The organism is Pandoraea communis (assembly GCF_902459745.1).
Taxonomy (GTDB): Bacteria; Pseudomonadota; Gammaproteobacteria; order Burkholderiales; family Burkholderiaceae; genus Pandoraea; species Pandoraea communis.
This window is the reverse complement of the sequence record NZ_CABPSJ010000001.1, coordinates 1235046-1255799: the sequence shown is the minus strand read 5'-3', so window position 1 is coordinate 1255799 and position 20754 is coordinate 1235046. Positions and strand designations below refer to the sequence as shown.

Here is a 20754-nt window from a genome sequence, read left to right as displayed (position 1 = left end):
GCGCCCCGCACGGGCGCTTCGTCGGTCTGACGTTTTATCCACATCCATGCCACCGTGCTTTGTGCACGGCACACGCACTATCTGGAGGGAGAAAATGCAAAAACGCGAATTCCTGATGAAAACTTCCGTCGCCCTTGCCGCCGCCGCGTTCGCGCTCGCCGGCTGTACCACGACCTCGCCGTCACAGGCCGACAAGGGCGAGAACGCGGCCGGTGCCAACGCCAACAAGCGGCGTGAAATCGATGCCTCGGTGAACGGGGCGCTCGACAAGATGTATGCGTCCGTGAAGGGCTCCCGCGAGTTGGTGGGTAAGGCACGGGGCATACTCGTGTTCCCATCGGTGCTGCAAGCCGGTTTCATCGTAGGCGGCGAATATGGCGAAGGCGCACTGCGTGTGGGCGGCGCCACGAGGGGTTACTACAACACCGTGACGGCATCGTTCGGTCTGCAGATCGGTGCGCAATCGAAGGCCATCATCTTCCTGTTCATGACGCAGGACGCCCTCGACAAGTTCCAGCGCACCGACGGCTGGACGGCCGGTGCCGACGCCTCGGTCGCGCTGGTCAAGATCGGCGCGAACGGTGAAGTCGATCTGAACACCGCGACCTCGCCGGTGGAGGTGATCGTGATGACCAACGCCGGCCTCATGGCCAACCTGAATATCGAAGGTACGAAGGTCACGAAGCTCAATATCTGATCGCTTCAAGACGATGGGACGCCTCGCGTCCCCCACCAAACGAGAACGGCGCCACCCGCGATGGGTGGCGCCGTTTCCTCTTGCACCGGCGACTGTCGCCGGACACTCGTGACACCGCGACGCCATGACACCATGACGCCGCGACATCGTTGCGCTCACTCGTTGGCGAACGCCGCCGGACGCCATTTCAACAAACGCTTCTCGAGCGACGTCAGCAGGTAATCCGCGCCCAGCGCCACCACCGCCAGCACGATCATCGCCGCGAACACGCCACTCGCGTTAAACGCACCTTGCGCGGTCGAGATCAGCAAACCGATACCCTGCTTCGAGCCGAGGAACTCACCGACCACCGCGCCCACGAGAGCGAAACCGAAGCTCACATGCAAGCTGGCGAGAATCCACGACAGCGCCGACGGAATCACCACCGACATCGTCACCTGACGGCGCGACGCGCCCAGAATCTGCGCATTCGCGATCATGTAGCGGTCGGCCTCGCGCACCCCCTGGAAGGCATTCGCGAACACGACGAAGAAAACCATCACCACCGCGAGCGCCACCTTCGACGCCATGCCCAGACCGAACGCGATCACGAAGATCGAGCCGAGCACCACGCGCGGAATCGAGTTGGCAATCTGGATGTAGAGACTGAAAACATCCGAGAGCAGCTTGTTGCGCCCCAGCACGATGCCGCAGATCACACCGGCCACACCGCCGATCAGAAAGCCCAGCACGGTCTCTTCGAGCGTGACGAGCACCTGCGTCCAGAGCGGCCCCTGCGATGTGCCTTCGACACACCAGTCGTAGATCTGCTGAACGATCAGACTCGGTTGCGAGAAAAAGAAGGGATCGATCCAGCCCAGACGCGCGGACAACTCCCAGCCGCCAAGTCCGATCACCAGAATCGCCACGCGCAGGAAAACCACCAGCGCGCGACGTTGCTTGATGCGGCGCTGCGCCGCGGCTTCCTCACGCGCGAGATCGGCGTCGCCAAACCCTGCCAGTACGGCCTGTTCACTCATGTTCATGCCCTCCTCCTGACGGCAAAGGCGCGCGTCGCCGTTCACGGCAACGCGGCCCGCAAAATCACTGACGCAGCCCCGGCGGGGCCGCACATGCTCAACCGATCTTCACTTCTTCGCGCAGATCCGCCCAGATTTCACGCGAGATGTCGATGAAGCGCTGCTCGTAGCGAATTTCGGACATCACGCGCGGACGCGGCAGATCGATCGTGTAGACGTTCTTCAACGTGGCCGGACGCGCCGTAAGTACGAACACGCGATCTGCCAGCGCAATTGCTTCCTCCAGATCGTGCGTGACGAACACCACCGAGCCCGACGTCGACGACCACAGTTGCAGCAACTCGTCCTGCATGAGCGTGCGCGTTTGCATGTCGAGGGCCGAGAACGGCTCGTCCATCAACAGAATCTCGGGATTGTTGATGAACGTCTGGGCCAGCGCTACGCGTTTGCGCATGCCGCCGGAGAGTTGATGCGGGTAATGGCTGCCGAACTTGTCGAGGCCCACGCGCTTGATCCATTCGTCGGCCAGGGCATAAGCGGCCTCTTTCGATTGACCGCGAAACAACGGGCCGGCGGCCACGTTATCGCGCACGCTGCGCCACGGGAAGACCGCGTCGTTCTGAAAGACAAAGCCGATGCGCGGATCGATGCCGTTCACGGGCTGGCCCATCACACGCACGCTGCCTGCGGTCGGGCGTAGCAGGCCGGTAATCATCGACAGCGTGGTCGACTTGCCGCAGCCGGTCGGGCCGACGATGGCGACGAACTCGCCGCGCGCGACCGACATGCTGAAGTTGCGCAGCGCGACCGTGGCTTTGCCGTCCGGCGAGATGAAGCGGCACGACACGTTGTCGAATTCGATGGCGGGCGTGTCGCGCGAAACAGGGCTCGCCGCGCGTGCCGGCGCAGTAGGGGTGATGGTCTGGGTCATGTGCCCGGCTCCTCGGTGGCTTCGTCGAAGGTCCGACGGTATCGTTGCGGTTTCTCAAGGGTGAGCCGGCCCGCACACCGGACGATCGTCGGCGGTCGTCGGGTATGGGCGGCTCGGCTGGCTGCGCGTCGAAGAGACCGCGCACCGGTATTACGGGGTCAAAGGCCGGCGAACGGGTCGCGCCGGATCGGGCATTACTTCACCTGATCGACGAACTCATTGGTGTACGTCTTCGACAGATCGATGTGCTTGCCCTTGACGTTCGGATTGAACGCGGAGAGCACCTTGAGCACGGTCTCGGGACCGCCCTTCGGCATGCGGCCGTCGGGCGAGTACATCGGCAGCGAGTTCTGCAGCGCCTGCACGTACAGCGCCTTGTTGTTGCCGTAGTAGTCCTTCGGCATCTTCTCGGCGATCTCGGCGGCCGAGTGCGTGTTGATGAACTTGAGCGTCTTCACGAACGCGCGGGCGAGCTTGGCCGCTTCCGGCTTGTGCTTGTCGAGCCACACGCGTTGCACATACAGGCTCGATGCCGGGTAAGCGCCGCCCAGTGCCGCCACCGTGCCTTCCATCGTGCGCATGTCGACCAGCACGGCGGCGTCGCCGGTCTTGAGCAACTGCGATGCGGTCGGTTCGGTGGTCATGCCGGCATCGATGCGGTTCTGCTTGATCGCGGCGATGAACGTGTTGTCGGCGCCGACCGGCAGCACCGAATACTGCGCCGACGTCAGGCCGTGCTTGGCCGCGAGATATTGCGTGAGGAAGTTCGTCGACGAGCCCAGACCGGTCACGCCCAGGGTCTTGCCCTTCACATCGGCCATGCTCTTGATGGTGTCTTTGCTCTTCGCATTGACCAGTTCGACTTCGCCGGGCACCTGACCGAAGATCACGATGGCCTGAATTTCCTTGCCCTTGCTCTGCAGATCGATCGAGTGATCGTAGAAGCCGACCACGGCCTGCACGGCCCCCGCGAGCAATTCGTTTTCGGCGTCGACACCCGCCGGCTGCGAGAGCAACTCGACATTCAAGCCTTCTTCCTTGAAGTAGCCGAGCTGCTCGGCGAGCTTGGCCGGCAGATAGACCATCTTGGTGATGCCGCCGACCATGATCGTGATCTTGCCGCTATCGGCAGCGAAACCCGGCATGGCGGCCAGCGCCAGCGACGCACCGAGTACGGCAGCCAGAACAGGTTTCAGGAAGGTTTTCGGCGCACGCACGCCCAGACTTGCTCGCATTGTGGTGTCTCCATCGTTTTTAGGGATAATGGCCTGAGCCTTCCATTGCGGCGCCGGCCGGCCTCGCATGATTGACCGCGGAGCCCAAGGCAGGGGTCTTCTCAATCGACACCTCTGCCTTGTTGCCGATTGTAGAGAACCGAATCTTTCATCCAGCTTTCGCCCGATGCAGGTTTTCATGGGCATCCGATGGGTGTTTACCCGCTGTTGGCGCGCGCAGGTTCCACGGGCACACTCGCCGTCGCATTCCGCTTTTGCCGTTATGAAACTGCTGCTGATCGAAGACAACGACACGCTGGCCCACTGGCTCGCCCGCATGCTGCGCGACGACAATTTCACTGTCGACGCCGCGCGCGACGGCGACGCCGCCGACCGTCTGCTGCAAACAGAGACGTATGACGTGGTGCTGCTCGATCTCATGCTGCCCAAGCTCGGCGGCAAGCATGTGCTGCGACGCTTGCGCGAGCGGCGCAACAACGTGCCGGTCATCATTCTCACGGCCAGCGGTTCGGTCGACGAAAAGGTCGACTGTCTCGGCGCAGGCGCCGACGACTATCTGGTGAAACCGTTCGAAGTGCGCGAATTGATCGCGCGCGTGAAGGCGCTTGCGCGCCGGCATTCGCCGGAACAGGGCGCCGATCTCGTGTGCGCCGACCTGAGCTATCAGACGGGCACACGGCAATTCACGATAGCGGGTGCGCCGCTCGCGTTGCCGTCGCGCGAACATGCCGTGCTCGAAATCCTCATGCGAAAGCAGGGCAAGACGGTCGCCAAGAGCGCTTTGGTCGACGGGGTGTTCGGCCTGGACGACGAACCGAGTGCCGACGCCATCGAAATCTATATCCACCGGTTGCGCAAGAAGCTCGAGACCAGCCGGGCCGCCATCATGACCTTGCGGGGTCTGGGGTATTTGCTGCGCGAGAAAGATGCTTAGTCTGCGCGTCCGGCTGCTGATGTGGCTGATGCTGCCGCTCTCGCTCTACATCGGAGCGAGCGCCTGGCAGGCCTACCGCAGCGCGCGCGATACCGCCGAACTCGTGCAAGACCGGGCACTGCTCACGTCGGCACAGGTGATCGCGGGCGAGCTGACCTGGGTCGATGGCGCGCTGCGCGCGAGCGTGCCGCCGTCTGCGCTCGAATTGTTCGCGTCTCCCGCGCGCGACCGGGTGTTCTATCAGGTCATCACGCAAGACGGCCGGCTCCTTGCCGGCCCGCCGGACTTCCCGCATCCCCCGCTCTTCCCGCAAACGGTACCGGCATACTCGACCCTCGAGGTGAACGGCGAACCGCTGCGCGCCATCAGCTTCGTTCGCACGATGTACGACTCGGGCAAGCCGCACAAGGTCGCCGTGGTGGTGGCCGAGACAATGCGCGCGCACGACGAGATGCTCGCGCAGTTGTGGGAGCCGTCGCTGCACCGGCAAATCGCCATGGCCGCCCTCGCTGCCGTGCTGGTGCTCATCGGGCTGACGGTCGAACTGCACCCCCTCATCCGTCTCAAGGACGAAGTCGCCGGGCGTGCGCCGCAGGAACTGGTGCCGATTCGCGCCGGGCAACTGCAAACCGAACTGCGGCCCATCGTCGACGCGATCAATTTGTGCATCCAGCGCCTCTCGGCGCAGGCGCAGCAACAGCGGCGCTTCGTGGCCGACGCCGCCCATCAGCTCCGCACGCCACTCACGCTGCTCGACACACAATTGCAGTTCGCGGCCCAGCTTGACGACCGCGCGGCGCTCGCGGACGTGCTCGCCGCCATGCAGACGAGCAGCCGCGGCCTGGCCGACCTCACCAACAAGCTGTTGCTGCTCTCGCAGGCAGAGGCGGCCGACACCCCGGCGTTCTCGCGCTCGCGGGTGGATCTGGTTGCCGTCGCCGCCGGGGTGCTCGAAGAACTCGTCGCCCTTGCACAACGGCGCAACATCGATCTCGGGCTGGAAACGTCGGAGACCCACGTGTGGGTTGCGGGCAACGGCGAACTGTTTCACGCGATGGTCATGAATCTTGTCGACAATGCGATTCGCTATATCCACGAAGGTGGGCGCGTTACTGTCGCCATCGACCGCCCGGACGGCTCGGCGCGCCTGCGCGTGATCGACGATGGGCCAGGGATTCACGCCGAGGCGCGTCAGCGCGTGTTCGAACGCTTCTACCGCAATGCACCACCGGGTCAGCCCGGCACGGGCCTGGGATTGGCCATCGTCAAGGAAATCGTGGCGTCCAGTCATGGCACAGTCACGCTGGCACCGGGCGGCGACGGCCGTGGTCTGATGGTGACCGTCACGCTCCCCCTAGACCATGAGACCGAAAGCAACGCCCCATAGGGAACGTTGTTCGGGTCACTTCACCGATGAAGCGCGCGGCGAGCCCGTGCCCTCGCCTGAAAGAAAATCACAACTGTATGAAGTCGCGATAAAAATTAAGGCGTTACAATCGTTTAGATTGGAAATTTCGTTTGAAACGCAAGCTCGACTGGATCCGCTAGGATAAACCCTGATATATTCCGGGTCTTTGCAAAATCCTCTTCAAGCAAGCGCAAACTTCTTAATCCAAATCAAATAGTTACGCTTTTCCGTCAGTCCATGCAGGTGCCCGCCGCGTGTAATTGTGACGAAATGTAAAGTTTGTTAAATTGCATGTGGTCTCGCCGCGGGGGTTGCGGTGCGGGACTTTTTCTCTCAGGGATTTTGCCTCCATGCCGTATCTCGTCGATCCTGCCGCACAGGCTGCGAGACGTCGCGCGTCGCTTGACGACACGTTGCACGCCCGCGCCGCGACGCCGGTATCGGATCAGCCTGCCGCTCGCGACATCACTTTGCCGGCGGAGTCCGCCTCGCACACCGCGCGAGCGTCAGCACGTCCGCTGGCGCAAGCCGTGGCCCGCAAGATAGACGCCGCCCGTGAAGCCGAGCGCACGCGTCTGGCGCAGGAAATCCACGACGGCCTTGGCGCGCAGCTCACGGCACTGCAATTGGCCGTAGCGCGTCTGGCGATGCGCCCACCGGTCGACGCTGCCGAATGGCAATCCCTCTGCACCCAGATTCAGAACGCCGCTACCGCTGCACAAGACGCGGCTGACGAACTCGTCGGCCGCAGCCGCCCACCCGCGCTCGACGCGGGTCTCGTCCCGGCGCTGCGCACCTGGTTGCGCGGCTTCGGCGAGCAAAGCGGCCTTACGTGCATCTGGCGCTGCGACGACGTGACACGCGATCGCGTCGCGAACCTTTCCCCCGATGCGGTGCTGGCCCTGTACCGTATCGCACAGGAAGCGCTCACTAACGTTGCCCGCCATGCACGCGCTTCGCGCGTTGTCGTCGCGCTCGACGGCGGCCACCGCTCTCTCAAACTCACGATTTCAGACGACGGTTGCGGCTTGCGCCGCGGCGCGCGTCGCAAGCAGGGACATTTCGGATTGGTGGGCATGCGCGAGCGCTGTACGGCACTCGGCGGCACGCTGCGTATCGGTAGTGCGCAGGGATCGGGGACGCTCGTGAGTGCACGGCTCCCCTGGCATCAAATCCTGCCTGCCCCGGCCGGCCTCCATGGCCCGGATTCGCATGCTCTTCACGGATATACGCATCATGACGCTTAGAGTGCTCATCGTCGACGACCACGCCATCGTGCGCCAGGGCGTCCGGCAGTTGCTCTCCGATAGCGGGAGTATCGCCGTCATCGGCGAAGCCGATTGCGGCGCAGAAGCGCTGGAGATGACCGATGCCGCGCAGTGGGACATCGTCTTGCTCGACATTTCGCTGCCCGACACAAACGGTCTCGAGATTCTCAAGACCTTGCGGCGCAAACATCCGCGTTTGCCCATCATGATCTTCAGCATGTACGGGGAAGGCCAGTTCGCGCTGCGCGCCCTCAAGGCCGGCGCTGCCGGTTATTTAAGCAAACGCTCGAACGCGCAGCAGTTGGTCTCGGCCGTGCGCCAGGTCGCGGCGGGCCGCAAGTATGTGAGCCCGATGGTCGCCGAGACGCTCGCCGATTATCTCGGCCCGGATGCCGACCAGCCGCCCCACGAGCGCCTGTCCGACCGCGAATACCAGACGCTTTGCATGATCGGCTCGGGCAAGCGCCTGACCGACATCGCCAACGCGCTGTCGCTCTCGGTCAAGACCGTGAGCGTGTACCGCACACGCCTGCTCGAGAAGATGCGCCTGAACAACAACGCCGAACTCACCTATTACGTGATGCAGCACGGCCTGGTCAGCGCAGAGATGGGCCCCGTCTGCGCATAGCGCCATCGGCACCACATTTTCTGCTAATTAGTACTCACTTCATGGCCCGCCGTCGCGGGCCATGTGCTTTTTAGGCGCCGTCAGCCATCGGCACGAAGAAATTTCGTGGCGGCGGAAAAAAATTTTTTCTCCGCCGCCAGCCCGTGCCACAAGTTGAGAATTGCCCGCCTCACCCACCGGGTGACGCGACATGCCACCACCTCTCCAAGCCTTACAGGACATGAATAGGCGGCAGATTGCCCCTTTCCTTGACGAATCGATCATGGAGGAAATTTGTAGACTGGCTTATTAGCGTTTTTCCGACATCGACGGGGTCAGTCGATCGGGGGTGAGAGAGCATTTTGTGAAATCACCCTAAATTTTCCCAATGGCCGTCCGATATCCCCTACAACGGCGGCTTTCGGCGATTGGCTGGTGAGCCAAAGTTACGGCGCTTAAGCCGGAGCCAAAAATTTTGGGAAAGGAGTGGCTAAATGTCATCTGTCATCAATACCAACATCTTCTCGCTGGTTGCACAACGTAACCTGAGCACCTCGCAATCGGGTCTGCAAACCTCGATTACCCGTCTGTCGTCGGGTCTGCGTATTAACAGCGCAGCGGACGATGCCGCTGGCCTGGCGATCACGGACCGTATGTCGGCCCAGATCAACGGCACGCAGCAAGCCCAGCGCAACGCCAACGACGGTATCTCGCTGGTGCAAACCGCCGCAGGCGCCCTGTCGGCAATCACCGACAACCTGCAACGCATCCGTACCCTGGCCGTGCAGTCGACCAACTCGACGAACTCGGCTTCGGATCGTGCAGCACTGGACCAGGAAGTCCAACAGCGTCTGGCTGAAGTGAACCGTCTGGCAACCCAGACGTCGTTCAACGGCCTGAACGTGCTCGACGGCTCGATGGGCACGGCGAACTTCCAGGTTGGCGCCAACGCAGGCCAGACCATCTCGGTCAACCTGCAACAAAGCATGACCGTCGCCAGCATCGGTTCGGTCGCACAAACGAGCTCGGCCACCAACCCGCTGAGCTTCACCGTTGCCGCACTGACCGTTCAGTTGGGCGCAGGCACGGCCGTCAACGTCAAGGCCGGCACGTACAACAGCTCGGCTGACCTGGCAACGGCAATCAACACCGCCGCACAAACCGCCGGTTTCACGGGCAACGTCGCATCGGTCAACTCGGCCGGCGAAATCGCCATCACCAACACCGATCCGACGCAAACGCTGACGGTCGCTGGTGCCGACGCTACCACGCTGGGCATGGCCGTCGCCGGTGCCGCCGCGGGTTCGACGACCACGTCGACCGCCGTCGCTTCGACGTTCTCGCAAACGCTGGCAGCAGGTGACCTCGTCCTGACCGTCAATGGTAAGGCCACGAACATCACCGGCAAGATGAACAGCGCCACCGACCTGGCCAACGCGATCAACTCGTCGAACAGCGGCGTGAACGCGTATGTCGACACCACGGGCAAGATGCACCTGAGCTCGGGTTCGGCCTTCCAGATCAGCGGCGGCACGCCGGCAACGCTGACCAAGCTGGGCCTGCCGACGGCAGCCACGACCTACGCCACGAGCGGTAGCCTGGCACAAGCCGACGTCAAGACGGTCAACAGCGCCACGCTGATGCTGTCGCAGATCGACTCGGCCATCGGCACCGTCGACACGCTGCAATCGACCCTGGGCGCTATTCAAAACCGCTTCCAGTCGACGATTTCGAGCCTGTCGACCACGACGCAGAACCTGACCTCGGCGCGTTCGGGCGTGCAAGACACCGACTACGCTGCAGAAACGGCCAACATGACCAAGTCGCAGATTCTGCAACAAGCCGGTATCTCGATGCTGGCCCAGGCAAACCAACTGCCGCAACAAGTGCTGAAGCTTCTCCAGTAAAGCGCCTGTTTGGCAAGGTGTAACGCCCGGCGGCAACTCGGCCGGGCCGCCGGCGGCGCCACCTTTGCGGGGGGCGTCGCCGCAAGCATTACAAGGGCAGCACTTTTTGCGCCGGCGTTTTGCGAGTTGAGCAACTATTTTTGAGAGCGAGCAATTTATGGCGACCACTGGCAGTAGTACCACGGGCTCAATTTCGTCACCGGGCATCGGCTCGGGGCTGAACGTGAACGATCTCGTCACCAGTCTGATGCAGCCGGCGACGAAAAAGCTCGACTTGCTCAAGTCGCAAGAGGCCAGCTATCAGACCAAGGTCTCGGCACTCGGCAGCCTGCAATCGGCGCTGAGTTCGTTCCAATCCTCGCTCTCGAACCTGTCGTCGGCATCGTCGTTCCTTCAGATGGCTGCCACGCCGGGCGATGCGACGATTCTGAGCGCTTCGGCAGACACCACCGCGAAAGCGGGTAGCTATACCATCAACACGACGCAGTTGGCGCAGGCGCAAAGCCTGTCGACGACCGGCGTGTCGGACCCCGCCGCCTCGATTGGCAGCGGCACGTCGACCAAGCTGACGTTCAGCTTCGGCACGATTTCGGGTGGCACGCTTGCCAATGGCACGTACACTGGCGCCAGCTTCTCGCCGAACGCGCAGCAGGCACCGTTCAGCGTCACGATCACGAACACGAACAACTCGCTTCAAGGCATTCGCGACGCCATTAACGCCGCCAACGGCGGTGTGACGGCCACGATCGTCAATGACGGCAGCGCCACGCCGAACCGTCTGGTCCTGACCTCGACGCAGACGGGGCAGACCATGAGCATGAAGGTCGACGTGGCCGCAGGGGGTGACGCCACGCTCACGAACATGCTGGCTTACGATCCCGCCGGCACCCAGAGCCTGACGCAGACGGCGGCAGGCCAGAACGCCAGCCTGACCATCAATGGCCTGGCTGTGTCGAGCCCGACCAACACGGTGAAGAGCGCTGTGCAAGGTCTGTCGATGAGCCTGCTCAAGACCGGCACGACCACCGTCAGCGTGAGCAATAACAGCGACGGTGTCACCAAGGCCGTCAACGATTTCGTCACCGCCTACAACACGCTGCATTCGGCCATCGGCAAGCTGACGTATTTCGACAAGTCGAGCGCCACGCCAGGCAGCACGTCGAACAACAACGGCCCGCTGATCGGCGACACGACCACGCAGATGATCACCACGCAGATCCAGCAGATCCTGAACGGCAAGTTGCCGGGGGTCTCGGGGTCGGTGCTGACTTCGCTCGCCGATATCGGCGTGACATTCCAGGCTGGCGACGGCACCGGCAGCGCCACGGATACGTCGGGGCAGCTCGCGGTCGATACGACCAAGCTGCAAAAGGCGATCAGCTCGGGCGGCTTCGCCCAGCTCGCCTCTTTGCTTGCCACCAACGGCACGACCACCGACAGCCTGATCAGCTACCAAAGCTCGACCAGCAATACGCAACCGGGCCAGTACGACGTGGTCGTCACCCGCCTTGCAACCCAGGGTACGCTCACGTCGAACGCCACGCTTGGCGCGAACACGACCATCGACGGCACCAACAATACGCTGACGGTACAAGTCGACGGCACGAGCACGTCTATCACCATCCCGAACGGTATTTACACGCCCGACAAGATGGCCGCCGCCTTGCAGGCCGCGATCAACGGAAACTCGAAGTTCGCCGCCAACGGCTCGACTGTGACGGTCAAGCAGACCAACGGGGTACTATCGGTCACGTCGAACCGTTATGGCTCTGCCTCGAATGTGCGCGTCACGTCGGGCAACGCCATGACCGCGCTGTTCGGCACCGGCGTTTCGCCCAGCACCGATGGCGTGGACGTCGGCGGCTCGATCGGCGGCGTGATCGCCACGGGCAGCGGCCAGTATCTGACCGGTGCAGCGGGTTCGCAGACCGACGGCCTCAAGATTCAGGTCACCGGCACCAACCTCGGCAATCGCGGCACCATCAATTTCTCGCAAGGCTATGCGTCGCTGCTGTCGAACCAGGTCAGCAACTTCCTGAGCGCGAAGGGTGCGATCAGCACAGCCCAGTCGAACCTGAACGCCACCATCAAGCAAGTGCAGCAGCAGGAGAGCGACTGGCAGGACCAGATGACGCAGATGCAGAACCGCTATCTGGCGCAGTTCACCGCGCTCGACGCGACCATGTCGAAGCTTTCGAGCACCAGCGACTACCTCAAGCAGGTGCTGGGCGGTTCGTCGTCTTCGTCGTCGAAGTAGGCGCGCCCCCCGGAGATCGCTCATGTACGGTCAAAACGCCGCCAACGCCTATCGCAAGGTCGGGCTCGAAACGGGCGTCATCGCCGCGAGCCCGCATCAGCTCATCACGATGCTGTTCGACGGCGCGAAGGCAGCCCTGACGAAGGCCCGCGTCCATTTTGAAGATGGCCGCATTGCGGAGCGCGGACAGGCGCTCTCGAAGGCCATCGGCATCATCGGCGGACTGCGCGACGGCCTGAACATGGATGTGGGCGGAGAACTGTCCCGCAATCTGGGCGATCTGTACGACTACATGGGACGCCGCCTGCTCGAGGCCAATCTCGAAAACGACGTTGCCAAGGTGCGAGAAGTCGACACCCTGCTCGACACGATTGCATCGGCCTGGCGAGAGATTGCCCCGGCAGCCGGCACGGGCGCACCCGCCGCACAGGCGGGCACCGGGGTGCGCTATGACTGAAGCCGCGACCTTGCTGAACTGCTACGAGACTATTGCGGGTCTCACGGAGCGCATGCTCGGTGTGGCGCGCGACGGCGATTGGGACGCACTCATCGACATCGAAACGCAGTACCGTACGCAGGTCGATGCGATCAAGCAACTTGACGCCGCCCTGCCGCTCACCGACGATGAGCGCTCGCGCAAGCACGCCATCATCCGGCGCATTCTGGCCGACGACGCGGCGATTCGCGACCTCGCAGTGCCGCATCTGGCGCATCTCGACGCAATGATCAACAATACGCGCCGTCAACGTGCCCTGCACGAAGTCTATGGCCTGAACCTAGGCACCTGAGGCGTCCGCTTTTCGGAGTAAGGCATGGCCGGTTTGGACTCGGTGCTGGCCACAACGCTCGCACGGCGACTCGATTCACTGCTCGGTATTGGGCCGGGAGTGTCGTCTTCCAGCGCCCCAAGTGCCGTCGCCGGTACACAACCGGCGGGCGACGCGACGTCCGCCCTCGGCGACCTCGCCACACGCACCTCCCCCACCGCCGTCGGTCTCGGCAATACGCCTTCGCAGAGCGCCCAGCGGCTGCCTACTCCGGTGCAGCAGGCAACGCTTTCCGCCGCTGCGCGCACCATCGATACGATCCTGCGGCTCGCGCCCGATTCGCCCGGTCCCGTGCAAGCGAGCGCCCCGGTGTGGCCTGCCGCTCCCGGCACCGGCGCCCCGGCCCTCGCACCGCTTCTGGCCTCTGCGCTAAAGGATGCGCTGTCGACAAGCGGACTTTTCTATGAATCGCATCTGGCGCAATGGGCGTCCGGCAGCCGCTCGTTCGAGCAGTTGCAAGCCGAGCCTCAGTTGCGCTGGCCGGCATCGGCCAATCTGGCCGCGCAATTGCGCGCGGCGGGTGCCGACGCCACCCTGCCGGGCCCCGGTCCGCTAACGCGCTTGCTGGGCCCCGCAGCGGCAGAGGCGGCAATGACGGCCGCGTGGCCGGTGCCGGGCCCTTCCGCGTCGCCGGCGGCGAGCCCCGCCGCCGCGCAGACAGGACTTCCCGGCCAGACCGCCACTGGCGAGGCCGCCGATGGCGGTCTGCACGCCGCCGCCAATTTGCCCAATACCGCGAACGCGCTGGCGCATGCCGCCAGCGTGGCGCACACCACGAGCAGCGTGCTGCCGAGCGGGCGCGAGGGCGATGCGCTGCTGGCTGCATCTGGCGACGGCAACACCCCCAGTGCTGCACCGCACGGCCCGGCTGGCGCTCTCGCCGCCGTTGCGAATGCCCCCGCCGAGAGTGTCGCGCTGGTGCGCCAACAACTCGACATGCTGGTCAATCCGCAGTTTCAGTGGAACGGCGCGGCATGGCCGGGCGCCCCGATGGAATGGCAGGTCCAAGAGCGCGCCGGGCAGCCTGCACCGGGTGAGGTCTCGGCCGCATCCACATGGCATACGCATCTGCGTTTGACACTGCCATCGCTGGGCACGGTCGACGTCAATCTCGGCTTATCGGGGCAACAGTTGCAAGCGCGCCTGCTGACGGACTCGGCGGCGTCGGCGGATTTACTGTCGCACGAAGGCGAGGAACTGCGTCAACGACTGGCCGCAGTCGGTCTCATCGCGAGCCAGTTGTCGTTCGGTGCGATGAGCGACGAGCGCGATGCAGGATCGGCGGGTAGCGATGCGCCGCCGGCGAGCGTCGCCGCTGCGGCGGCCGTGGCGGACGGAACGGCTGGCCCGTCATCCGGAGAGAGTTCGCCGCCGGGAGGTGAAGCATGACGTTTCCACCGGAACGCCGGGCCGCAGTCGCGCTGGCCTACGGCGCGAAAGACACGGCACCGCGCGTGGTGGCGAAAGGCTACGGCCTGCTCGCCGAGACCATCGTGCGCACGGCGCGCGAGCACGGCCTGTATGTCCACGAGTCGCCCGAGCTGGTGAGCCTGCTCACGCAGGTCGACCTCGATCAACGCATTCCCGCACAGCTCTATCAAGCGGTCGCGGAATTGCTGGCATGGCTCTACAAGCTCGAAGCGGGCCGGGGTGGCAAACCGCCGGCGCTGCCGCCGGGCATCGTTCCCCCAGAGGGTCAGGCAAGCCCCGGCGCTGCCGTCCCACCCTCATCTTCCGAACCGTCCGCCTGACTACGTTGGCGCCAGGTCGTACCGCGATTTATCAACGCGCGTACGATCGATGTACCCAGTAACAAAAAAGCCCCGTCGCCAGACGGGGCTTCTTCAGGTGCCGAGACGACCCAACCCGCTGCCGTTGTGACGCGGCAACCGGTCGAACGACCTCACACCTGCATATTCATCACGGTTGTGTAAGCGGAAACGAGCTTGTTGCGAACTTGCAGGCTCATCTGAAAGCCGATGTTGGCTTTTTGAAGATCGACCATGACGTCGTTGAGCGCCACGCCCGGTTCGCCCATTTCAAAAGCACGCGCCTGGGACTCCGCGCCGTTCTGCGCCGACGACACGCGCTTGAGCGACGCTTCCAATTCAGACGCGAACCCGCCTGTCGCCGATGCGGCACCCGCGCCGGCGCTGGACGTGCCCATGATCGAGCTCGCCGCCTGCGCCGCCACGCCGCCCAGCTTCTGCAATACCGATTCGATCCCCGGAATGGCCATGTTGCTTGTCCTCAATGAGCACCGGCTGCGCGCGAGATCGCGCCGCTTCGACCGGTTTGCCTTTTATCAGTCACGTTGGAGATTACCACCCTATGGCAAGCCGCCAATACCTTAATTAGCGGCAAAACACCCGCCTAATCCACGGAACGATTCCATATTCGCCAACGAATAATCAGGACCATCGGCATCGTGCGCACCGGGAACCGGATCTTTCCGATCCTTAGCGCCCTTGGAAAGTGAACGCGATGCCACGCGTACCCGGAGAATTCTGTCGCATGTTAGTGAGCACTTCCACCGCGATGAACGTCGTATCAACGCCACTGGCGTGGAGCCGCGCATGAACGCCGCCACCCAGACGGCGGACGTTGCCGCCAAGCCGCCCCTGCTGGCGCAGTTGCGCTCGCGCGAGCGCCTGCCGTTGCTCATTGGCGGCGCGGCGCTTATTGCCTTGCTGATTGCGGTATTCCTGTGGAGCCGTACCCCCGACTACAAGGTGCTTTACAGCAACCTGAGCGATCGCGACGGCGGCGCCATCATCACCTCGCTGCAACAGATGAACGTGCCGTACAAGTTCGCCGAAGGCGGGGGCGCCATTCTGGTGCCCGCCGAACAGGTACACGACGTACGGCTGCGTCTGGCTTCGCAGGGCTTGCCCAAGGGCGGCCTGGTCGGTTTCGAACTGATGGACAACCAAAAGTTCGGTATCAGCCAGTTCGCCGAACAGGTCAATTACCAGCGCGCGCTCGAAGGCGAACTCGCCCGTTCGGTCGAATCGTTGTCGGCCGTGCAGGCCGCACGTGTGCATCTGGCCATTCCCAAACCGTCGGTCTTCGTGCGCGAGCAGCAAAAACCGAGCGCTTCGGTGCTCGTCACGCTGTATCCGGGCCGCGTGCTGGACGACGCCCAGGTCAGCGCCATCGTTCACATGGTCGCGTCGAGCGTGCCGGAACTGCCGGTCAAGAACGTGACGGTGCTCGACCAGAACGGCAATCTGCTGTCCGCGCAAAGCGGTAACGCGCTGGGCCTGGACGCCAGCCAGCTCAAGTACGTTCGCGAACTCGAACAATCGTACGCACGCCGCGTCGAGGCGATCCTGAACCCGATCGTCGGTCCAGGCAACGTGCACGCACAGGTGACGGCGGACATCGACTTCAATCAGGTCGAGCAAACCTCCGAGAACTACAAGCCGAACTCGGGCGAGCAGGCTGTGCGCAGCCAGCAAAACAGCGAAGCCTCTCAGATCGGCATCACACCGCCGGGCGGTGTGCCGGGTGCGCTGTCGAACCAACCGCCGGGTCAGGCCACGGCGCCGATAACCCAGCAACAGCAGCAGATCGCGCAACAGACTGCCGCCAATCCGGCAAGCGCCGCCAGCGCCCCGCAGGGCCCGCGCAGCGACCGCAAGGACGCCACGGTCAATTTCGAGGTCGACCGCACGATTCGTCATGTGCAGCAGGCCACGGGCGGGCTGAAGCGCCTGTCGGCGGCCATCGTCGTGAACTATCGTCCCGGCACCGACGCGAAGGGTAAGGCGGCCATGGTGGCGCTCACGCAGGCACAGCTCGACCAGATCCAGAATCTGGCGAAGGAAGCCATCGGCTTCTCGGGCCAGCGCGGCGACACGCTCAACATCGTCAACAGCCCGTTCACGGTCGAGGCAGACCCGGAAGCCAACCTGCCGTGGTGGCGTCAGCGTCAGAACATCGAACTGGCCAAGCAAATCGGCAAGTGGGCGCTGATCGGGCTGATCGGCATCTATCTCTGGTTCGGCGTGATACGTCCGGCCATCCGCAAGCACCTGACCCCGCCGCCGCCGGCCGAGCCCACGCTCGCCGGTGCGGCAGGCGGCGCCACGGGTGCCGAAGGGGGTGCCGAAGGCGAGGGTGTCGACGGCGAGCCCGGCAAACAGGGCGAACTCAGCGCCTACGAGCGCAATTTGCAGTTCGCGCGTCAGATCGCGCGACAGGATCCGAAGATCGTGGCAACGGTAGTTAAATCATGGGTGGGTGGTGGCGATGAGCGCGGCTGAGGGACTCCAACGCAGCGCCATCCTCCTGATGTCGCTGGGCGAAGACGAAGCGGCGGAGGTCTTCAAGTACCTCGCGCCGCGTGAGGTGCAAAAGCTCGGCGCGGCCATGGCCTCGCTGCGGCAAGTCACGCGCGACCAGATCGCCGACGTGCTGCAGGATTTCGTGCTCGAAGCCGAACAGCACTCCGCGCTCTCGCTCGACTCGTCCGAGTACATCCGCTCGGTGCTCAACAAGGCGCTGGGCAACGACAAGGCGGCGGGCCTGATCGAGCGCATTCTGCAAGGTGGCGACACCAGCGGTATCGAAGGCCTGAAGTGGATGGATTCCACGGCGGTGGCCGAACTGATCCGCCATGAGCATCCGCAGATCATCGCCACGATTCTCGTTCACCTCGATCGCGATCAGGCGTCGGAAGTGCTGGCGCTCTTCACCGAACGCCTGCGTAACGATGTCGTGTTGCGTATTGCCACGCTCGACGGCATTCAGCCGGCGGCGTTGCGCGAACTCAACGACGTGCTCACCAAGCTGCTCTCGGGCAGCGAGAACATCAAGCGCAGCCCGATGGGCGGCGTGCGCACGGCGGCGGAAATCCTCAACTATCTGGGCGGTGTGCACGAAGAGTCGGTCATCGAAGCCGTGCGCAACTACGACTCGGACCTCGCGGCGAAGATCGTCGAAGAGATGTTCGTGTTCGAGAACCTGCTCGACGTGGAAGACCGCAGCATTCAGGTGCTGCTCAAGGAAATCGAGTCCGAGTCGCTCATCATCGCGCTCAAGGGCGCACCGGTCGAACTGCGCGAGAAGTTCTTCAAGAACATGTCGGCACGTGCGGCCGAATTGCTGCGCGAAGACCTGGAATCTCGCGGTCCGGTGCGTGTCTCGGAAGTCGAAACCGAACAGAAGAAGGTGCTGCAAGTGGTGCGGCGCCTGGCCGACCAAGGTGCCATCATGATCGGCGGCCGCGGCGACGACGCTTACGTGTAACCGAACGGGGCCCGCGCGTATGTCGACCATCATTCCGAAAGAACGCCTCTCCGCCTGGCAGCGCTGGGAGATGGCGTCGTTCGACCCGCCGCCGCCCCCGCCCCCGCCACAACCGAAGGCGCCCAGCCCGCTCGAAGATCCCGCGCTCGTGGAACAGATTGCCGCCTGGCGCGAAGCCGCGCGTGCCGAAGGCCACGCGCAAGGGTATGCCGCCGGTCAGGCTGAGGGCTACGCCGCCGGACAGGCAGCGGGCCAGCACGAAGTCGATGCGCGCGCCGCACAACTCGCCAATATTGCTCACGGCTTCGGCGCTGCCGTGAACGCCATCGACCGCGAAGTGTCCGAGCCGCTGCTCGGGCTCGCGCTCGACATCGCGCGTCAGGCCCTGCGTCAGACACTCACCATCCGTCCGGAAACGCTGCTGCCCATCGTGCGCGAGCTGCTTTCCAACGATCCGCTCACCGGTTCGCCGCGTCTGCTCCTCAATCCGGACGACGTCGCGCTGGTCGAAGCTCATGTGGGTGTGGAACTGCGCGCTGCCGGCTGGTCGGTGCGCGCCGACCCCACCATCGAACGCGGCGGTTGCAAGGCCGAAGCCGCGAGCGGTGAAGTCGACGCCACCGTCGGCACCCGCTGGCAACGCGTGATGGCTGCGCTGGGCAAGGATCTGCCATGGTGAACGCCGAACTCACCCCGCTCGCCGCCCATGCGCCGGTGCTGGCAGACACCGAGAACACGCATGACGACGTAACGTCGAATGCATCGCACTCGCCCTCTCCGGCGAACGACGGCACGACGCCTTCGGTGCGCCTGTGGGACGAGATCGACACGACCCAACACCCCGTGCAGGCCGGTGCGCTGCAACCCGACGATCACGACGAAGCGCCCGAGCCACCTCAGGCCCAGCCAGGTGCTACCGCCGAATCCGGCACCACCGAAGGCAGCGATCCGGCGACGGTTGCGCCCCCGCCTGCGTCGAAGGCTGGCGTCCATGTCCTGGACGCTCGTGAGATCGCACGCGACGCGCATTTGCGCCGCTGGCAGAACACGCTGCGCGAGCGCATCGCCCACGTGCACGCCGTCGAGCCGACCCGCCGATGCGGCCGCCTCACCCGTGCTGCGGGTCTCGTACTCGAAGCCGTCGGTCTGCGCCTGCCGGTCGGGGCGGGCTGCCTGATCGAACTGCCGGTGCACGACCCTTCGCGCGAACCGGCCACTGCCGAAGCGGAGGTCGTCGGTTTCGGCGGTGACCGCCTGTTCCTCATGCCGCAGACGGAAGTCGCCGGCCTGCTGCCCGGCGCGCGCGTGTTCCCGATGGAACCGGCCGCCGACGGTCCGCTTGCGAATCAGCGCCATAACGGCAAACGTCTGCCGGTCGGTGAAGCGCTGCTCGGCCGCGTTGTCGACGCCGCCGGCCGCCCGCTCGACGACTTCGGCCCGCTCGGCCAGACCGACAGCGCCTCGCTCGCCTCGGCGCCGATCAACCCGCTGGGCCGCGCGCCTATCGAATCGGTGCTCGACGTGGGGGTGCGCGCGATCAACTCGCTGCTCACCGTCGGACGCGGCCAGCGCATGGGCCTCTTTGCGGGCTCGGGTGTCGGCAAGAGCGTACTGCTCGGCATGATGGCTCGCTTCACGCAGGCCGAAGTGATCGTCGTCGGTCTGATCGGCGAGCGTGGCCGCGAAGTGAAAGACTTCATCGAGAACATTCTCGGACCGGACGGTCTGGCGCGCTCCGTTGTCGTGGCGGCACCGGCCGACGTCTCGCCGCTGCTGCGTCTGCAAGGCGCGGCGTACGCCACCACGCTGGCCGAGTACTTCCGCGATCAGGGCAAGGACGTGCTGCTCATCATGGACTCGCTCACCCGTTACGCCATGGCACAACGCGAAATCGCGCTGGCCATCGGTGAGCCGCCGGCCACGAAAGGCTACCCGCCTTCGGTGTTTGCAAAGCTGCCGGCGCTGGTCGAGCGCGCCGGTAACGGTCCCGACGGCGGCGGCTCGATTACGGCGTTCTACACCGTGCTCACCGAAGGCGACGATCAGCAGGACCCGATTGCCGACTCGGCCCGCGCCATTCTCGACGGCCACATCGTGCTCTCGCGCCAATTGGCGGAGTCGGGACATTACCCGGCCATCGACATCGAACAGTCGATCAGCCGTGCGATGGCCGCCCTCATCGACGACAGCCAGTTCGACAAGGTCAGGCGCTTCAAACAAATGCTCTCGCGCTACCAGCGCAATCGCGACCTCATCAATGTGGGTGCGTATGCGCCGGGCAGCGACCCGATGCTCGATCAGGCGATCGAGCTATACCCCCGTCTCGAGAGCTTCCTGCAACAGGGGATGCGCGAACGGGCCAGTTACCCGGACGCCGTGCACCAGTTGCAAGGTCTGTTCCATTAAGCGGA

The 20754-nt window shown here is 64.2% G+C and carries 19 protein-coding genes; 15 read left to right on the top strand and 4 right to left on the bottom strand.

Translation table 11 applies throughout. The annotated features are described in order from the left end of the window. Window positions 1–94 precede the first annotated feature (94 nt). Window positions 95–697, top strand: coding sequence for a BPSL1445 family SYLF domain-containing lipoprotein (locus tag PCO31110_RS05690; RefSeq protein WP_010807692.1), 603 nt, complete (start codon window positions 95–97; stop codon window positions 695–697). 155 nt (window positions 698–852) lie between these two features. Here the strand turns inward: PCO31110_RS05690 and PCO31110_RS05685 are convergent, their stop codons facing one another. From PCO31110_RS05685 to PCO31110_RS05675, 3 genes are all read right to left on the bottom strand, one after another. After that, window positions 853–1722 (bottom strand): ABC transporter permease, encoded by an 870-nt coding sequence (locus PCO31110_RS05685; RefSeq protein WP_010807693.1) that lies wholly within the window; start codon window positions 1720–1722, stop codon window positions 853–855. A 91-nt stretch (window positions 1723–1813) separates the two neighbouring features. Continuing rightward, the gene (locus PCO31110_RS05680) at window positions 1814–2647 is read right to left on the bottom strand and encodes an ABC transporter ATP-binding protein (RefSeq protein WP_010807694.1); all 834 of its coding nucleotides are present in this window, start codon (window positions 2645–2647) and stop codon (window positions 1814–1816) included. Window positions 2648–2841: 194 nt separating this feature from the next. Next, window positions 2842–3882: an ABC transporter substrate-binding protein gene (locus PCO31110_RS05675; protein WP_010807695.1), complete on the bottom strand. Its 1041-nt coding sequence runs from the start codon at window positions 3880–3882 to the stop codon at window positions 2842–2844. 262 nt (window positions 3883–4144) lie between these two features. On the opposite strand from PCO31110_RS05675, the gene PCO31110_RS05670 reads away from it, so the two are divergent. The 10 genes from PCO31110_RS05670 to PCO31110_RS05625 all read left to right on the top strand — a co-directional run bounded on the left by PCO31110_RS05670 (window position 4145) and on the right by PCO31110_RS05625 (window position 14841). Further along, complete coding sequence (locus tag PCO31110_RS05670; RefSeq protein ID WP_010807696.1) at window positions 4145–4816, top strand: response regulator transcription factor; 672 nt, start codon at window positions 4145–4147, stop codon at window positions 4814–4816. Continuing rightward, the gene (locus tag PCO31110_RS05665) at window positions 4809–6203 is read left to right on the top strand and encodes a sensor histidine kinase (RefSeq protein WP_246189732.1); all 1395 of its coding nucleotides are present in this window, start codon (window positions 4809–4811) and stop codon (window positions 6201–6203) included. The genes PCO31110_RS05670 and PCO31110_RS05665 overlap by 8 nt, the downstream gene beginning before the upstream one ends. Window positions 6204–6574: 371 nt before the next feature. Further along, the gene (locus tag PCO31110_RS05660; RefSeq protein ID WP_010807698.1) at window positions 6575–7471 is read left to right on the top strand and encodes a sensor histidine kinase; all 897 of its coding nucleotides are present in this window, start codon (window positions 6575–6577) and stop codon (window positions 7469–7471) included. Beyond that, window positions 7461–8120 carry a response regulator gene (locus PCO31110_RS05655; RefSeq protein ID WP_010807699.1) on the top strand — a complete coding sequence of 220 codons (660 nt, stop codon included), beginning with the start codon at window positions 7461–7463 and terminating at the stop codon, window positions 8118–8120. Before PCO31110_RS05660 ends, PCO31110_RS05655 begins: the two co-directional genes overlap by 11 nt. Before the next feature lie 473 nt (window positions 8121–8593). Beyond that, the gene (locus tag PCO31110_RS05650; protein ID WP_010807700.1) at window positions 8594–10006 is read left to right on the top strand and encodes a flagellin N-terminal helical domain-containing protein; all 1413 of its coding nucleotides are present in this window, start codon (window positions 8594–8596) and stop codon (window positions 10004–10006) included. Window positions 10007–10163: 157 nt separating this feature from the next. Further along, window positions 10164–12263 carry a flagellar filament capping protein FliD gene (fliD, locus tag PCO31110_RS05645; protein WP_010807701.1) on the top strand — a complete coding sequence of 700 codons (2100 nt, stop codon included), beginning with the start codon at window positions 10164–10166 and terminating at the stop codon, window positions 12261–12263. 22 nt (window positions 12264–12285) lie between these two features. Further along, a complete protein-coding gene (fliS, locus tag PCO31110_RS05640) occupies window positions 12286–12720 on the top strand; it encodes a flagellar export chaperone FliS (protein ID WP_150689813.1) in 435 nt (144 codons plus the stop codon). After that, entirely contained in the window at window positions 12713–13051 is a 339-nt protein-coding gene (locus tag PCO31110_RS05635) for a flagellar protein FliT (protein ID WP_150689812.1), read from the top strand. The genes fliS and PCO31110_RS05635 overlap by 8 nt, the downstream gene beginning before the upstream one ends. A gap of 24 nt (window positions 13052–13075) precedes the next feature. Next, a complete protein-coding gene (fliK, locus tag PCO31110_RS05630; protein WP_150689811.1) occupies window positions 13076–14479 on the top strand; it encodes a flagellar hook-length control protein FliK in 1404 nt (467 codons plus the stop codon). Beyond that, window positions 14476–14841, top strand: coding sequence for an EscU/YscU/HrcU family type III secretion system export apparatus switch protein (locus PCO31110_RS05625; RefSeq protein ID WP_150689810.1), 366 nt, complete (start codon window positions 14476–14478; stop codon window positions 14839–14841). Before fliK ends, PCO31110_RS05625 begins: the two co-directional genes overlap by 4 nt. 152 nt (window positions 14842–14993) lie before the next feature. On the opposite strand, the gene fliE is transcribed toward PCO31110_RS05625, so the two are convergent. Continuing rightward, entirely contained in the window at window positions 14994–15329 is a 336-nt protein-coding gene (gene fliE / locus PCO31110_RS05620; protein WP_150689809.1) for a flagellar hook-basal body complex protein FliE, read from the bottom strand. Between the two features lie 337 nt (window positions 15330–15666). On the opposite strand from fliE, the gene fliF reads away from it, so the two are divergent. From fliF to fliI, 4 genes are read left to right on the top strand one after another with little or no spacing between them, the layout of a single operon-like run. Next, window positions 15667–17358 carry a flagellar basal-body MS-ring/collar protein FliF gene (fliF, locus tag PCO31110_RS05615; RefSeq protein WP_150689808.1) on the top strand — a complete coding sequence of 564 codons (1692 nt, stop codon included), beginning with the start codon at window positions 15667–15669 and terminating at the stop codon, window positions 17356–17358. Continuing rightward, window positions 17345–18343 (top strand): flagellar motor switch protein FliG, encoded by a 999-nt coding sequence (fliG, locus tag PCO31110_RS05610; protein WP_010807708.1) that lies wholly within the window; start codon window positions 17345–17347, stop codon window positions 18341–18343. The genes fliF and fliG overlap by 14 nt, the downstream gene beginning before the upstream one ends. A gap of 19 nt (window positions 18344–18362) precedes the next feature. Further along, the gene (fliH, locus tag PCO31110_RS05605; RefSeq protein ID WP_150689807.1) at window positions 18363–19022 is read left to right on the top strand and encodes a flagellar assembly protein FliH; all 660 of its coding nucleotides are present in this window, start codon (window positions 18363–18365) and stop codon (window positions 19020–19022) included. Then, window positions 19016–20749 carry a flagellar protein export ATPase FliI gene (fliI, locus tag PCO31110_RS05600; protein ID WP_246189731.1) on the top strand — a complete coding sequence of 578 codons (1734 nt, stop codon included), beginning with the start codon at window positions 19016–19018 and terminating at the stop codon, window positions 20747–20749. Before fliH ends, fliI begins: the two co-directional genes overlap by 7 nt. Window positions 20750–20754: the final 5 nt, after the last annotated feature.

What these genes read in the sequence shown, in the direction of transcription:
- PCO31110_RS05670 (WP_010807696.1), top strand. Translation starts at nt 4,145, where the DNA reads ATGAAACTGCTGCTGATCGAAGACAACGACACGCTGGCCCACTGGCTC.
- PCO31110_RS05660 (WP_010807698.1), top strand. Translation starts at nt 6,575, where the DNA reads ATGCCGTATCTCGTCGATCCTGCCGCACAGGCTGCGAGACGTCGCGCG.
- fliD (WP_010807701.1), top strand. Translation starts at nt 10,164, where the DNA reads ATGGCGACCACTGGCAGTAGTACCACGGGCTCAATTTCGTCACCGGGC.
- PCO31110_RS05675 (WP_010807695.1), bottom strand. Translation starts at nt 3,882, where the DNA reads ATGCGAGCAAGTCTGGGCGTGCGTGCGCCGAAAACCTTCCTGAAACCT.
- PCO31110_RS05655 (WP_010807699.1), top strand. Translation starts at nt 7,461, where the DNA reads ATGACGCTTAGAGTGCTCATCGTCGACGACCACGCCATCGTGCGCCAG.
- fliK (WP_150689811.1), top strand. Translation starts at nt 13,076, where the DNA reads ATGGCCGGTTTGGACTCGGTGCTGGCCACAACGCTCGCACGGCGACTC.
- PCO31110_RS05650 (WP_010807700.1), top strand. Translation starts at nt 8,594, where the DNA reads ATGTCATCTGTCATCAATACCAACATCTTCTCGCTGGTTGCACAACGT.
- fliE (WP_150689809.1), bottom strand. Translation starts at nt 15,329, where the DNA reads ATGGCCATTCCGGGGATCGAATCGGTATTGCAGAAGCTGGGCGGCGTG.
- PCO31110_RS05625 (WP_150689810.1), top strand. Translation starts at nt 14,476, where the DNA reads ATGACGTTTCCACCGGAACGCCGGGCCGCAGTCGCGCTGGCCTACGGC.
- PCO31110_RS05635 (WP_150689812.1), top strand. Translation starts at nt 12,713, where the DNA reads ATGACTGAAGCCGCGACCTTGCTGAACTGCTACGAGACTATTGCGGGT.
- fliI (WP_246189731.1), top strand. Translation starts at nt 19,016, where the DNA reads ATGGTGAACGCCGAACTCACCCCGCTCGCCGCCCATGCGCCGGTGCTG.
- fliS (WP_150689813.1), top strand. Translation starts at nt 12,286, where the DNA reads ATGTACGGTCAAAACGCCGCCAACGCCTATCGCAAGGTCGGGCTCGAA.
- PCO31110_RS05690 (WP_010807692.1), top strand. Translation starts at nt 95, where the DNA reads ATGCAAAAACGCGAATTCCTGATGAAAACTTCCGTCGCCCTTGCCGCC.
- fliF (WP_150689808.1), top strand. Translation starts at nt 15,667, where the DNA reads ATGAACGCCGCCACCCAGACGGCGGACGTTGCCGCCAAGCCGCCCCTG.
- PCO31110_RS05665 (WP_246189732.1), top strand. Translation starts at nt 4,809, where the DNA reads ATGCTTAGTCTGCGCGTCCGGCTGCTGATGTGGCTGATGCTGCCGCTC.
- fliG (WP_010807708.1), top strand. Translation starts at nt 17,345, where the DNA reads ATGAGCGCGGCTGAGGGACTCCAACGCAGCGCCATCCTCCTGATGTCG.
- fliH (WP_150689807.1), top strand. Translation starts at nt 18,363, where the DNA reads ATGTCGACCATCATTCCGAAAGAACGCCTCTCCGCCTGGCAGCGCTGG.
- PCO31110_RS05685 (WP_010807693.1), bottom strand. Translation starts at nt 1,722, where the DNA reads ATGAACATGAGTGAACAGGCCGTACTGGCAGGGTTTGGCGACGCCGAT.
- PCO31110_RS05680 (WP_010807694.1), bottom strand. Translation starts at nt 2,647, where the DNA reads ATGACCCAGACCATCACCCCTACTGCGCCGGCACGCGCGGCGAGCCCT.